This is a genomic window from Pseudomonas sp. FeS53a, from assembly GCF_000931385.1.
GTDB classification, from domain to species: Bacteria; Pseudomonadota; Gammaproteobacteria; order Pseudomonadales; family Pseudomonadaceae; genus Metapseudomonas; species Metapseudomonas otitidis.
Genome location: NZ_JYFT01000046.1, coordinates 47,817 through 60,812, shown reverse-complemented (window position 1 = coordinate 60,812; position 12,996 = coordinate 47,817). Strand labels below are relative to the sequence as shown.

Sequence of the window (12,996 nt, the reverse complement as noted above, 5' to 3'; positions counted from 1 at the left end):
GGCGGAGACCACCCCCGCCGCCTGGCCCCATGCCCTGGGCCTGCTGCGGGCCCTGCACCTGGACTTGCCACGTATTCAGCATCATTGGAAGAGCCGTACATGGACCTGGCAACGCAACCGACCCTGAGCCCCTGCGCCCCGCTCCCCACCGCCCGCACGGCAGGTGCCCGATGAACGCACCGGAGCGCTTCCTCACCCAGCAGGCCCGCATCGAGCGTCCCGACGCGCCCTACTGGTGGCGCCTGATCGCCACCGCCCTGTCCTTCACCCTGTTCGGCATCGGCGGGGTGCTGCTGCGCATCCTCGTGTTCCCCCTGCTCTCGCTGCTGCCGGGCGACGCCACCGACCACCGCCGCCGCGCCCGCGCCACCACCAGCCGGCTGTTCTGGCTGTTCGTGCAGTTCATGCACCGCAGCGGCGTGCTCACCTATGAAGTGGAAGGCGCCGAACGCCTGGGCCGCCCCGGGCAGATGGTCATCGCCAACCACCCCTCGCTGATCGACGTGGTGGTGCTCATCGGCCTGATCCGCGACGCCAACTGCGTGGTCAAGCAGAGCCTCTGGGACAACCCCTGCATGCGCGGCCCGATCCGCGCCGCCCAGTACATCAGCAACAGCGGCAGCATGGACATGCTCGACGAGGCCGCCCGTGTGCTGGAGGAAGGCCAGACCCTGATCGTCTTCCCCGAAGGCACCCGCACCACGCCGGGGCAGGCCCCGCAGTTCCACCGGGGCGCCGCCGCCATCGCCCTGCGCGGCGCACGCATCGTCACCCCGGTGACCATCAGCGTGACGCCCACCACCCTGACCAAGGCCGAGCCCTGGTACAGCATCCCGTCGCGGCGCTTCCACTTCCATCTGCGCGTCGGCCAGGACATCGATCCCAAGGCCTTCGCCGACCAGGGGCCGGCGCCGATCGCCTCGCGCCGCCTCAACGACCATCTCCACCACCATTTCATGAAGGAGCTCGGCCTGGATGAGCGCTCTGCAACTTGAGATCAAGAACCTGATCATCGAGGCCCTCGGCCTCGAAGACATCGGCCCGCAAGACATCGGCGACGAGCAGACCCTGTTCGGCGAAGGCCTCGGCCTGGACTCGGTGGATGCCCTGGAACTGGGCCTGGCCATCCAGAAACGCTTCGGCATCAAGATCGACGCCGAAGCCAAGGACACCCGCAAACACTTTGCCAACGTGGCCAGCCTCGCGGCCTTCGTGTCGGCACAGAAAGCCGCCTGAGGGGGCCGCGATGCAAAACCGTGATGAGATCTTCGCCACCCTGCGCGACGCCCTGGTCGAGCTCTTCGAGCTGGAGCCCGAGCGCGTCACCCTGGCGGCCAACCTCTACGAAGACCTGGAGATCGACAGCATCGACGCCGTCGACCTGATCGACCACATCAAGCGCCAGACCGGGCGCAAGATCGCCGCCGAGGAATTCAAGGCCGTGCGCACCGTGGGCGACGTGGTCGAGGCCGTGCACCGCCTGGTGAACTCCGCCGAATGAGCCGGCTCGTCGGGCTGCTGCTGGTGCTGGCCGGGCTGGGCTACCCCTTCGCCGTGTACTACGGCATGGAGCACCTCTCGCCGCGCCTGTTCGCCCTGCTGCTCGGCGGCCTCTGGCTGGCCCGCAGCCTGGGCAGCGCGCAGCGCCCCGGCAGCCGCCTGACGGCCTTCGCCGCCCTGGGCTTCTGCCTGCTGCTGGGGCTGGCCAACCAGGCCGACCTGCTGCGCTGGTACCCGGTGCTGATGAGCGCCGTGCTGCTCGGCCTGTTCGGCGCCAGCCTGCTGCACGGCATGCCCGTGGTGGAACGCCTGGCGCGCCTGCGCGAGCCCGAGCTGCCTGAGGTGGCCGTGCGCTACACCCGCCGCGTGACGGCGGTGTGGACCCTGTTCTTCCTGCTCAACGGCCTGGTGGCGGCCGCCCTCACCCTGTGGGCGCCGCTGGCCTGGTGGACGCTCTATACCGGCCTCATCGCCTACCTGCTGATGGGGCTGCTGTTCGCCGGGGAATGGCTGGTGCGCCAGCGTGTACGGAGATTCGCGTGACCTGGATCGTCCCACAGGAGTTGCTGCTCGACGCCCACCCCGGGCGCCCGGTGGCACTCGACCCCGCCCTTGACCACGCCGGCTTCGCCCAGCGTGCCCTGGCCCTGGCCGGCGCCCTGCAGGCACGCGGCACCCAGCGCGTGGCCCTGTACCTGGAAGACGGCGCAGACCTGGCCATCGCCCTGTTCGGCGCCTGGCGTGCCGGCGTCGACGTGCTGCTGCCGGCCGACGCCCAGCCCGAGACCCGCCGGCGCCTGGCCGACGGCTGCGACCTCTGGCTCGACAGCCTCGACGGCCTCGACGGCCCGGCCCTGCCCGCCGCCGCCCTCGACCCCGAGCACTGCCGGCTGACCCTGTGCACCTCCGGCTCCAGCGGCGAACCCAAGCTGATCGGCAAGACCCTGCGCCAGCTGGGCAACGAAGTAGAGGCCCTGGAAGCGCTCTGGGGCGCCGACCTGGCCGGCGCCACCCTGGTCGCCAGCGTCTCCGCCCAGCACATCTACGGCCTGCTGTTCCGCGTGCTCTGGCCGCTGTCCGCCGGCCGCCCCTTCGTGCGCCGCGCCCAGCCCTTCGCCGAAGACCTCCAGCGCGCCAGCCTCGCCGCCGCGCCCGCCGGCTTCGCCTGGGTGGCCAGCCCCGCCCTGCTCAAACGCATGGGCGACAACCTCGACTGGCCCGCCCTGGCCGCCGTGCGCCGGGTGTTCTCCTCCGGCGGTGCGCTGCCGGCGGACGCCGCCGAAGCCCTGCAGCAGCGCCTCGGTCAGTGGCCGACGGAAATCTACGGCAGCTCCGAAACCGGCGGCATCGCCTGGCGCCAGGGCGGCAGCCGCTGGACGCCCTTCGCCGGCGTGGTGGTCGGCCAGGACGCCGACGGCGCCCTGCACCTCACCTCGCCCTACCTGCCCGAGGGGCACCGCGAGCAGACCGCCGACGCCGTGCGCATCGACGCCGACGGCCGCTTCGAACTGCTCGGCCGCCTCGACCGCATCGTCAAGCTGGAAGAGAAACGCATCTCCCTGCCCATGCTGGAACAGGCCCTCGGCGAGCACCCCTTCGTCGCCGAAGCGCGCCTGGGCGTGGTGCAGGAAAACCGCGCCTTCCTCGGCGCCCTGGTCGCCCTCTCGCCCCAGGGCCTGCACGCCCTGCGCAACGGCGGCCGCCGCGCCCTGACCGAAACCCTGCGCAAACACCTGGCCGGCCACTGCGAAGCCATCGCCCTGCCGCGCCGCTGGCGCCTGGTGCGGCAACTGCCGTGGAGCAGCCAGGGCAAGCTGCCCCAGGTGCAGGTGGACGCCCAGCTCAAGGCCCCGCGCCCGACCCGCGTCGAACCCCTCAGCGCCCACGAACAGGACGGCGAATGGCGCCTGGAGCTGGAGGTCCCCCTGGACCTCGCCCACTTCTCCGGCCACTTCACCGCCACCCCCGTACTGCCCGGCGTGGTGCAGATCGACTGGGCCCAGCACCTCGCCCGCCAGGTGATGACCCTGCCCCCGCGCTTCGCCGGCATGGAAGTCCTCAAGTTCCAGCAACTGGTCCGCCCCGGCGACCGCCTGCAGCTGTCCCTGCGCTTCGACACCGACAAGGGCAAGCTCTACTTCGCCTTCCGCAACGGCGAAGCCGCCTGCTCCTCCGGGCGCATCCTGCTGGTGGCCGACCATGCGTAACACCAGCGCTGCCTTCTCAACCGTGGATATGAACCTGCCGCTCTGGATCGGCGAACACCTGCTCATGCCCTGCTCAGAAGGTGGGCGGGGCAAACGCCCCTTCAGGAGGCCGAATGCAGGCGTTGCGCAGGAGGACGAGCGGCATGGATGCCGCGAGAGGCGTGTCAGGCCATGGATGGCCTGTCGCGCCGACCTCCGGAGCGACACCGGAGTGAGGGCACCCCGGCAAAGCCGGGGCCGGATGCAGGGGCAAGCCTTTTTGGTTTCTTTTTTGGCGACTGAAAAAAGAAACTCGCCCGGCAAGGCGAAACAGGGGCTGTCCGCCATGCACGGCAATCAGCCAGACACCTACGTACTTCAAGGGGAAGCGCGCAATGTTTAAGCCCTGCGCCGTGATCCCCGTCTACAACCACGAGCACGCCCTGCCCCTGGTGGTCGACGCCCTGCGCCAGCACGGCCTGCCCTGCGTACTGGTGGACGACGCCTCCAGCCCCGCCTGCGCCCAGGTGATGGACCAGCTGGCCACCCAGCCCGACGTCCACCTGGTGCGCCTGGCCGTCAACCAGGGCAAGGGCGGCGCCGTCATGGCCGGCCTGCGCGAAGCCGGCCGGCTGGGCTTCTCCCACGCCCTGCAGGTGGATGCCGACGGCCAGCACGACCTCGCCGACGTGCAGCGCTTCCTCGCCGCCGCCCAGGCCCGCCCGGGCGAGCTGATCTGCGGCTACCCGCAGTACGACGAAAGCGTGCCCAAGAGCCGCCTCTACGCCCGCTACCTGACCCACGTGTGGGTGTGGATCAACAGCCTGTCGCTGTCGATCCGCGACGGCATGTGCGGCTTCCGCGTCTACCCCCTGGCCCCGACCCTGGCACTCACCGAGACCACCCGCCTCGGCAAGCGCATGGACTTCGACCCGGAGGTCCTCGTGCGCCTGGCCTGGCGCAACCAGCCCATGCACTGGCTGCCGACCAAGGTGCACTACCCGCTGGACGGGCTCTCGCACTTCCGCCTGTTCCACGACAACGCGCTGATCTCGAAGATGCACGCCAAGCTGTTCTTCGGCATGTTGCTGCGCGCGCCGCTGATCCTCTGGCGCAGGTGCCGGGGATGAGCCGCGAGCACTGGGCCGACCAGCGCGAGCGCGGCAGCTTCCTGCTGATGAAGTTCACCGCGCTGATCGCGCGGCGCCTCGGGCGGCGGGTGCTCAGCCCGCTGCTGCACCTGATCGTCCTGTACTTCTTCCTCTTCGGCGGCAAGGCCCGCCGCGCGGCGCGCTACTACCAGCAGCGCCTGGCCGACTGGAGCGGCCGCCCGGAGCTGGCACCCAGCCTCGGCTCGGTGTTCGCCCAGTTCATGGCCTTCGCCGATGCCCTCCTGGACAAGCTGGACATCTGGGGCGGGCGCATCGGCCTGGACCAGGTGGACCTGCACGACCCCAGCGGCCTGCACCAGCACATGCGCAGCACACGCGGGCAGATGCTGGTGGGCGCCCACCTGGGCAACCTGGAGGTGTGCCGCGCGCTGGCCGAGCTGAGCGAGCAGGTGACCATGAACGTGCTGGTGCACACCCGCCATGCCGAACAGTTCAACCGCCTGCTGGGCGAAGCCGGGGCCACGCACCTGCGGCTGATCCAGGTCAGCGAGCTGGACCCGGCGGTCATGCTCCAATTGAGCGAACGCCTGGAGCGCGGCGAGTGGCTGGCGATTGCCGGCGACCGCGTGCCGCTGCACGGCGGTCGCAACGTCCGGGTCGACTTCCTCGGTCGCCCCGCCGCCTTCCCCCAGGGGCCCTGGCTGCTGGCCGGGCTGCTCAAGTGCCCGCTCAACCTGATGACCTGCCTGAAGATCGGCGGGCGCTACCAGGTCCACCTCGAACCCTTCGCCGAGCAGGTGCAGTGGCGCCGGGGCGAGCGTGACGCGGTGATCGAGGCCTGGGTGGCCCGCTATGCCCAACGCCTGGGCGAGCTGTGCCTGCTGGCACCGCTGCAATGGTTCAACTTCTATCCGTTCTGGAACGAACATGACGACACAACAGCCTGAACCGGTGGTGTTCGGCGAACAGCCGCTGTCCATCGAGCACGTCGTGGCCCTGTCCCAGCGCCGCGCCCCCGCCCTGCWGCAGGGCGACGCCGCCTGGCGCGAGCGCATCGCCAAGGGCGCGCGCTTCCTCGACACCCTGCTGGACAAGGAAGGCGTGATCTACGGCGTCACCACCGGCTACGGCGACTCCTGCGTGGTGGCCGTGCCGCTGGAGCAGGTGGAAGCCCTGCCGCGCCACCTGTTCACCTTCCACGGCTGCGGCCTGGGCAAGGTGCTGGACGAGGCCGCCACCCGCGCGGTGCTGGCGGCGCGCCTGCAGTCGCTGTGCCACGGGGTTTCCGGCGTGCGCGTGGAGCTGCTGGAGCGCCTGCAGGCGTTCCTCGAACACGACGTGCTGCCGGTGATCCCGGAGGAAGGCTCGGTGGGCGCCAGCGGCGACCTCACCCCGCTCTCCTACGTGGCCGCCACCCTCTCCGGCCAGCGCGAGGTGGTCTACCAGGGCCAGCGCCGCAGCGCCGCCGAGGTGCACGCCGAGTTGGGCTGGGAGCCCCTGGTGCTGCGCCCCAAGGAAGCCCTGGCGCTGATGAACGGCACCGCCGTGATGACCGCCCTGGCCTGCCTGGCCTACGCCCGCGCCGATTACCTGCTGCAACTGGCCACCCGCATCACCGCGCTCAACGTGGTGGCGCTGGAGGGCAACCCCGAGCACTTCGACGAGCGCCTGTTCGCCGCCAAGCCGCACCCGGGGCAGATGCAGGTGGCCGCCTGGCTGCGCAAGGACCTGGCCATCGACGCGCCGACCGCGCCGCTGCACCGCCTGCAGGACCGCTACTCGCTGCGCTGCGCGCCCCATGTGCTGGGCGTGCTGGCCGACAGCCTGGGCCTGCTGCGGCAGTTCATCGAGACCGAGCTGAACAGCGCCAACGACAACCCGCTGATCGACGCCGAGGCCGAGCGCGTGCTGCACGGCGGGCACTTCTACGGCGGCCACATCGCCTTCGCCATGGACAGCCTGAAGAACCTGGTGGGCAACGTCGCCGACCTGCTGGACCGCCAGCTCGCCCTGCTGGTGGACGTGCGCTACAACCACGGCCTGCCGAGCAACCTCTCCGGCGCGCCCCAGGCCACGGCGATGATCAACCACGGCTTCAAGGCCGTGCAGATCGGCGCCAGCGCCTGGACCGCCGAGGCGCTGAAGAACACCATGCCGGCCAGCGTCTTCTCGCGCTCCACCGAATGCCACAACCAGGACAAGGTGAGCATGGGCACCATCGCCGCCCGCGACGCCCTGCGCAGCCTGGAGCTGACCGAGCAGGTGGCCGCCGCCACCCTGCTGGCCGCCAACCAGGGCGTGTGGCTGCGCCAGCGCGCCGGCGAGCGTGACCTGCCCGCGCCCCTGGCCGCCATGCACCGCCAACTGGCCGGGGACTTCCCGCCGGTGATCGAGGACCGCGCCCTGGAAGGTGAACTGCGCCTGTGCCTGGAGCGCATCCGCGCCCGCCACTGGAGGCTCTATGCGTAGCGCCGGGGTGATCCAGGCCGAGGTGGAGATCCTCGTGCCGTTCTTCGACGTGGACATGATGGAAGTGGTCTGGCACGGCCACTACGTGAAGTACCTGGAGGTGGCCCGCTGCGCCCTGCTGGACCGCATCGGCCACAACTACGGGCACATGCGCGACGCCGGCTACGCCTGGCCGATCATCGACCTGCAGCTGCGCTACGTGCGCGGCGCGCGCTTCGGCCAGCGCATCCGCGTGCGGGCGGACCTGGTGGAGTGGGAGAACCGCCTGAAGATCAACTACCTGATCACCGACGCCGAGACCGGCGAACGCATGACCCGCGCCAGCAGCGTGCAGGTGGCGGTAGAGATCGCCAGCCGCGAGATGCAGCTGGCCTCGCCCAAGGTGTTCACCGATGCCGTGGAGCGCGCCCTGCCATGATCCGCGCGCCCTGGCTGCGGGCCCTGCTGCTGGTGCCGGCGCTGCTGGCCAGCGGCCTTGCCCAGGCCTTCGACCTCGACCAGCTGGCCCAGCGCCTCGCCGCCCCGGCGGTGGTGCGCGGGCCCTTCGTGCAGGAGAAGCACCTGCGCGCCCTGCCGCAGCCCCTGACCAGCACCGGCCAGTTCACCCTGGCCCGCGAAGGCGGCCTGCTCTGGCGCCTGGAAAAGCCCCTGCGCCAGGACTACCGCATCAGCGACCAGGGCATCGCCCGGCGCGTGGACGGCCAGTGGCAGGCCCAGCCCGACCAGGACGTCGCCGCCCAGCAGAGCCGGCTGTTCCTCGCCGTGCTCAAGGGCGACCGCAGCGGCCTGGAGCGTGACTTCGCGCTGACGCTGGAGGGCGACAGCCAGCACTGGACCCTGCACCTGGCGCCGCGCGCCCTGCTGCTGCAACAGATCTTCAGCGCCATCCGCATCGAGGGGGGCGCCCTGGTGGAGCGCATCGAGCTGGTGGAAACCCAGGGCGACCGCACCCTGCTGCGCCTGCCGGCCAGCCAGGCCGCCGACACCCTGACCGCCGACGAGGCCGCCGACCTTGCGCGCTGAGCGCCTGCTGCCACGCCTGTTCCTGCTGGCCCTGGCGGGCCTGCTGGCGCTGGCCGCCTGGCAGTGGCGCAACGGCCCGCCGGTGGCCGCCGACATGCTCGCGCTGCTGCCCCAGGGCGCCGGTGATGCGCTGGTGCGCCAGGCCGAACAGCGCATGCAGGAACCGCTCAACCGCGAAGTCCTGCTGCTGGTGGGCCACCCCGACGCGGCGCACGCCATCGACCTGGCCCGGCGCCTGGGCCAGGGCTGGCAGAACGACCCACACATCGAGCGTGCCCAGTGGAGCCTGGAGGCCGACCTGCCGGCCGTGCGCCGGCAACTATTGGACAGCCGCCTGGCGCTGCTCGGCGCGGCGGACCGCACGCGCCTGGAACAGCAACCGGAGGCCTTCGTCGCCGCCCGCGCCGAACGCCTCTTCGACCCCTTCGCCAGCACCGGCCTGGTGGCCACCGAGGACGACTGGCTGGGCCTGGCCGGCCTTGGCCAGCAGGCCCTGGTGCCCGCCGGGCGGGTGCGGGCCGACCTGGCCAGCGGCGCGCTGCTGGTGAAGGACGGCGACACCACCTGGGCGCTGCTGCGGCTGCGCACCCGTGACGGCGCCTTCGACATGCAGACCCCGCCCTGGCTGGCCGGGCAGGTGGCCCAGGCCCGCCAGCAGGTGGAAGCCGAGGGTGGCCGATTGCTGGCCGCCAGCGGGCTGCTGCACGCGGCCGCTGGCCAGGCCAAGGCCAGCCGCGAGATCGCACTGATCGGCGGCGGCGCCAGCCTCGGCACGCTGTTGCTGATGCTGGTGGTGTTCCGCCGCCCGCGCACCCTGCTCAGCCTGCTGCCGGTGGCCCTGGCCCTGGGCGCGGGCTGCACGGCCTGCGTGCTGGTGTTCGGCGAGATCAACGCGCTGACCCTGGTGCTCGGCGCCAGCCTCACCGGGGTCGCCGCCGACTACCCGCTGCACTATCTCAGCAAGGGCTGGAGCGACCCGCGCTGGCGCGCCTGGGACGCGGTGCGCGCCACCCTGCCCGGCCTCAGCCTGAGCCTGGGCACCAACCTGGTGGGCTACCTGGCCCTGGCCTTCACCCCCTTCCCGGCGCTGACCCAGATCGCGGTGTTCTCCGCCGCCGGGCTGGTGGCCGCCTACCTCTGCTCGGTGTGCCTGCTGCCGGCCCTGCTCGGCGGCCTGCGCCTGGCCCCGCCGACGGCACCGCTGCGCCTGGCCGAGGGCCTGCTGGCCCGCCGCACGGCGCTGCTGGCGCGCACCGGCAGCCTGCCCTGGCTGCTGGCCCTGCTGGCCTTCTGCGCCGCCGGGGTGTGGCAGGTGCGCCCGCAGAACGATCTGCGCCAGTGGCTCGGCGCCGAGCCGAAGCTGCTGGACGAAGCCCGCGAGATCGCCCGCCTCACCGGCCTGCAGCCCACCAGCCAGTTCTTCCTGGTGCGCGCCGCCGACGAGGACCAGTTGCTGGAACGCCAGGCCGCCCTCACCGAGCGCCTGGACCGGGCGGTGGCCGACGGCCAGTTGCAGGGCTACCGCGCCCTCAGCCAGCTGGCGGCACCGCCCAGCCGCCTGGCGGCCCTGCACCAGGCCCTGGGGGCCCTGCCCGCCCACTGGCAGCCGCTGCTGGACCTAGGCCTGCCGCTGGACGCCCTTGAGGCCGAACGCGCGCGCCTGCTGAACACCCCGCCGCTGCCCCTGGAGGCGGCCCTGGCCGGCCCCCTGGGCGAGGCCTGGCGCCCGCTCTGGCTGGGGCGGGATGCCCAGGGCCGGGTGGCCGGCATCGTCAGCCTGCAAGGCGCGGCCTCCCCGGCGCTGCTGGAGCAGGCTGCGGCCGGGCTGGAGGGCGTGCAGGCGGTGGACCGCATCGGTGAGCTGAACCGGTTGTTCGCCGCCACCCAGGTCAGCGCGGCCGAGCTGAAGCTGGCCTCCTGTGCGGTGATCCTGCTGTTGCTGTGCCTGCCCTTCGGCCTCGGCGGTGCGCTGCGGGTGGTGGCGCTGCCGCTGCTGGCGGCGCTGGCGTCCCTGGCCTGCCTCGGCTGGCTGGGCCAGCCGCTGACGCTGTTCAGCCTGTTCGGGCTGCTGCTGGTGACGGCCATAGGCGTGGACTACGCGATCCTCATGCGCGAGGCGGTGGGCGGCGCGGCGGTGAGCCTGCTGGGCACGCTGCTGTCGGGCCTGACCAGCTGGCTGTCGTTCGGCCTGCTGCTGCTGAGCCAGACCCCGGCCATCGCCAATTTCGGCCTGACCATCAGCCTCGGGCTGTTCTTCTGCTTCCTGCTGGCGCCCTGGGCCCAGGCGGACGTGCCCCACGGCCAGGAGCTACCGGCATGACCCTGGTGCTGTTCTGGATCGGCCTGCTGGGGCTGTTCGCCCTGTTCACCCGGGTGGGTCGCCTGCTGGGGCTGATCCCCATCGTCAGCCAGTTGCTGCTGGCCAGCTTCGGCCTGCCGCTGGTGATGCTCTGGCTGGCCGCGCCGGTGGGCCTGGACAACGCCCAGGTGCTGGCCGCGCCCTGGCTCAAGCCGCTGTACGGGGTGGCCTTCACCCTGCTGCTGGGGCACATCCTCAGCGACGTGATCGACCTTCGCCTGGAGGCGGCCAGCGTGAAGATCGCGCTGCCGAGCTTCTTCGTGCCGTTCTTCTGCGGCCTGGCCTGCGCCACCTGGCTGTTGCCGGCGGCGAGCCTGCTGTCGAACGTGGCGGTGGGGCTGCTGTTCGCCCTGACGGCGATCCCGGTGCTGTTCCTCTACCTGCGTCACCTGGGCTACCCGGAGCCGACCATCCGCCGCCTGCTGCAGGCGGCGATCCTGATGGACCTGATGTGCTGGTGCCTGTTCGGCCTGGCCCAGGGCAGCGCCGCGCCCACTACCCTGCTCTGGCCGCTGCTGGCCGCGCTGCTGCCGCTGGCGCTGCACCTGGCGCGGGTGCGCGCGCCGCTGGTCTACAGCCTGGCCTTCTTCGCCCTGCTGCTGACCCTGCAACAGCTCAAGCTCAATGCCCTGGTGTTCGGCATCGCCTACCTGCTGGTGATGGCGGCGCTGCGCGTGCCCTTCCGCCTGCCGCTGCCGGTGGCGGTGTTCCATGCCCTGCAGGTGTGGCTGGCGGTGCCGCTGATCCTCGCCTACGGCCTGCTGCAGATCGACTGGCACACGGCCTGGCAGGGCTATTCCTGGGTGCAGTTCAGTGCGCTGCTGGTGCTGCCGGTGCTGAGCAAGCTGGCGGGCAACTGGCTGGGGCTGTCCTGGGCCGAGGGCCGCCTGGCCGCGAGCACGGCGAAATGGCGCCAGAGCGTGCTGCTCAATACCCGCGGGCTGACCGAGATCGTCTTCCTCAACCTCCTGTTCCAGCAGCAGATCATCAGCGCGCAGCTGTACTTCGCGCTGATGCTGATGGGACTGATCGCCACCCTGTTGCCGGCCCTGACCCAACGCGCCCGGGCCGTTCCCTCTACCGTTTCGGAAAGGAGTCCCCATGAAGTCCATTGAAGTCCAGCAACGCCAGGTGGTGGTGATCGGTGCCGGCCCCTCCGGCGCCATCGCCGCCGCCCTGCTCAAGCGCAAGGGCCACGACGTGCTGATCCTCGAGCGCCAGCGCTTCCCGCGCTTCTCCATCGGCGAGAGCCTGCTGTCCCACTGCCTGGACTTCGTCGAGGAAGCGGGGATGCTCGACGCGGTCATGGCCGCCGGCTTCCAGGTCAAGCACGGCGCGGCCTTCGCCTGGGGCGAGCGCTACACCGACTTCGACTTCCGGGAGAAATTCACCCCCGGCAAGGGCAGCACCTTCCAGGTGCAGCGGGCGCCCTTCGACCAGTTGCTGGCCGATGAGGCGGCACGCCAGGGCGTGGAGATCCGCTACGAGGAGGAGATCATCGCCGCCGACTTCTCCAGCGACTGCCCGCGCCTGACGGTGCAGCGCCTGGACGGCAGCCAGTACCAGGTGGAAACCGCCTTCGTGCTCGACGGCAGCGGCTACGGCCGGGTGCTGCCGCGCCTGCTGGACCTGGAGGCGCCGTCCAGCTTCCCAGTGCGCCAGGCGGTGTTCACCCACATCGAGGACCGCATCGACGACCCGGCCTTCGACCGCGAGAAGATCCTCATCACCATCCACCCCGAGTACCGCGACGTGTGGTTCTGGCTGATCCCCTTCAGCAACGGCCGCTGCTCCCTGGGCGTGGTGGGTGAAAGCAGCAGCTACGCCAACCGCCCGGAGGACCTGGACGCCTGCCTGAAGGTCTTCGTCGCCGAGACGCCGAACCTGCGCCGCCTGCTGGCCAATGCCGTGTGGGACACCCCGGCCCGCGCCCTGGGCGGCTACTCGGCCAACGTGAAGACCCTGCACGGCCCGGGCTTCGCCCTGCTGGGCAACGCCGCCGAGTTCCTCGACCCGGTGTTCTCCTCCGGCGTGACCATCGCCATGCGCTCGTCGAGCATGGCGGCGAACCTGCTGGACCGTCAGTTGAACGGCGAGCAGGTGGACTGGGAAAGCGACTTCGCCACGCCGCTGAAGAAGGGCGTGGACGCCTTCCGCGCCTATGTGGAGGGCTGGTACGAGGGCACCTTCCAGGACGTGATCTTCTACCAGGGCGGCTCGCCGGAGATCCGCGGGATGATCTGCTCGATCCTCGCCGGCTACGCCTGGGACACCCGCAACCCCTTCGTCGCCGAGCCCAAGCGCCGGCTGCGGATGATCAGCGAACTGTGCGCGGCGCAGTGAGGCC

The 12,996-nt window shown here is 71.3% G+C and carries 14 protein-coding genes; all 14 read left to right on the top strand.

Features of this window, described 5'->3' with window-relative positions; translation table 11 throughout:
• The first annotated feature begins 170 nt into the window (after window positions 1–170).
• From SZ55_RS13715 to SZ55_RS13655, 14 genes are read left to right on the top strand one after another with little or no spacing between them, the layout of a single operon-like run.
• The gene (locus SZ55_RS13715; protein ID WP_177329731.1) at window positions 171–995 is read left to right on the top strand and encodes a lysophospholipid acyltransferase family protein; all 825 of its coding nucleotides are present in this window, start codon (window positions 171–173) and stop codon (window positions 993–995) included.
• On the top strand, window positions 976–1,236 hold the full coding sequence (locus SZ55_RS13710) for a phosphopantetheine-binding protein (protein ID WP_044406810.1): 261 nt from the start codon (window positions 976–978) through the stop codon (window positions 1,234–1,236). Before SZ55_RS13715 ends, SZ55_RS13710 begins: the two co-directional genes overlap by 20 nt.
• Window positions 1,237–1,246: 10 nt before the next feature.
• Window positions 1,247–1,501: an acyl carrier protein gene (locus SZ55_RS13705; RefSeq protein WP_044406807.1), complete on the top strand. Its 255-nt coding sequence runs from the start codon at window positions 1,247–1,249 to the stop codon at window positions 1,499–1,501.
• Window positions 1,498–2,043: a membrane protein gene (locus SZ55_RS13700; protein WP_044406804.1), complete on the top strand. Its 546-nt coding sequence runs from the start codon at window positions 1,498–1,500 to the stop codon at window positions 2,041–2,043. The genes SZ55_RS13705 and SZ55_RS13700 overlap by 4 nt, the downstream gene beginning before the upstream one ends.
• Window positions 2,040–3,707 carry an AMP-binding protein gene (locus SZ55_RS13695; RefSeq protein WP_044406801.1) on the top strand — a complete coding sequence of 556 codons (1,668 nt, stop codon included), beginning with the start codon at window positions 2,040–2,042 and terminating at the stop codon, window positions 3,705–3,707. Before SZ55_RS13700 ends, SZ55_RS13695 begins: the two co-directional genes overlap by 4 nt.
• Window positions 3,700–4,089, top strand: a complete 390-nt coding sequence (locus SZ55_RS28030; protein ID WP_152644481.1) for a hypothetical protein — start codon at window positions 3,700–3,702, stop codon at window positions 4,087–4,089. The genes SZ55_RS13695 and SZ55_RS28030 overlap by 8 nt, the downstream gene beginning before the upstream one ends.
• Entirely contained in the window at window positions 4,082–4,816 is a 735-nt protein-coding gene (locus SZ55_RS13690; protein WP_044406798.1) for a glycosyltransferase family 2 protein, read from the top strand. Before SZ55_RS28030 ends, SZ55_RS13690 begins: the two co-directional genes overlap by 8 nt.
• Window positions 4,813–5,745, top strand: coding sequence for an LpxL/LpxP family acyltransferase (locus SZ55_RS13685; RefSeq protein WP_044406796.1), 933 nt, complete (start codon window positions 4,813–4,815; stop codon window positions 5,743–5,745). The genes SZ55_RS13690 and SZ55_RS13685 overlap by 4 nt, the downstream gene beginning before the upstream one ends.
• Entirely contained in the window at window positions 5,726–7,267 is a 1,542-nt protein-coding gene (locus tag SZ55_RS13680) for an HAL/PAL/TAL family ammonia-lyase (protein WP_044406793.1), read from the top strand. Before SZ55_RS13685 ends, SZ55_RS13680 begins: the two co-directional genes overlap by 20 nt.
• A complete protein-coding gene (locus SZ55_RS13675) occupies window positions 7,260–7,685 on the top strand; it encodes an acyl-CoA thioesterase (protein WP_044406790.1) in 426 nt (141 codons plus the stop codon). The genes SZ55_RS13680 and SZ55_RS13675 overlap by 8 nt, the downstream gene beginning before the upstream one ends.
• Entirely contained in the window at window positions 7,682–8,290 is a 609-nt protein-coding gene (locus SZ55_RS13670; RefSeq protein ID WP_044406788.1) for an outer membrane lipoprotein carrier protein LolA, read from the top strand. The genes SZ55_RS13675 and SZ55_RS13670 overlap by 4 nt, the downstream gene beginning before the upstream one ends.
• Window positions 8,280–10,610, top strand: a complete 2,331-nt coding sequence (locus tag SZ55_RS13665) for an MMPL family transporter (protein ID WP_044406785.1) — start codon at window positions 8,280–8,282, stop codon at window positions 10,608–10,610. The genes SZ55_RS13670 and SZ55_RS13665 overlap by 11 nt, the downstream gene beginning before the upstream one ends.
• Window positions 10,607–11,764, top strand: coding sequence for a hypothetical protein (locus tag SZ55_RS13660; protein ID WP_044406782.1), 1,158 nt, complete (start codon window positions 10,607–10,609; stop codon window positions 11,762–11,764). The genes SZ55_RS13665 and SZ55_RS13660 overlap by 4 nt, the downstream gene beginning before the upstream one ends.
• Window positions 11,751–12,992, top strand: coding sequence for an NAD(P)/FAD-dependent oxidoreductase (locus SZ55_RS13655; RefSeq protein WP_044406779.1), 1,242 nt, complete (start codon window positions 11,751–11,753; stop codon window positions 12,990–12,992). Before SZ55_RS13660 ends, SZ55_RS13655 begins: the two co-directional genes overlap by 14 nt.
• Window positions 12,993–12,996: the final 4 nt, after the last annotated feature.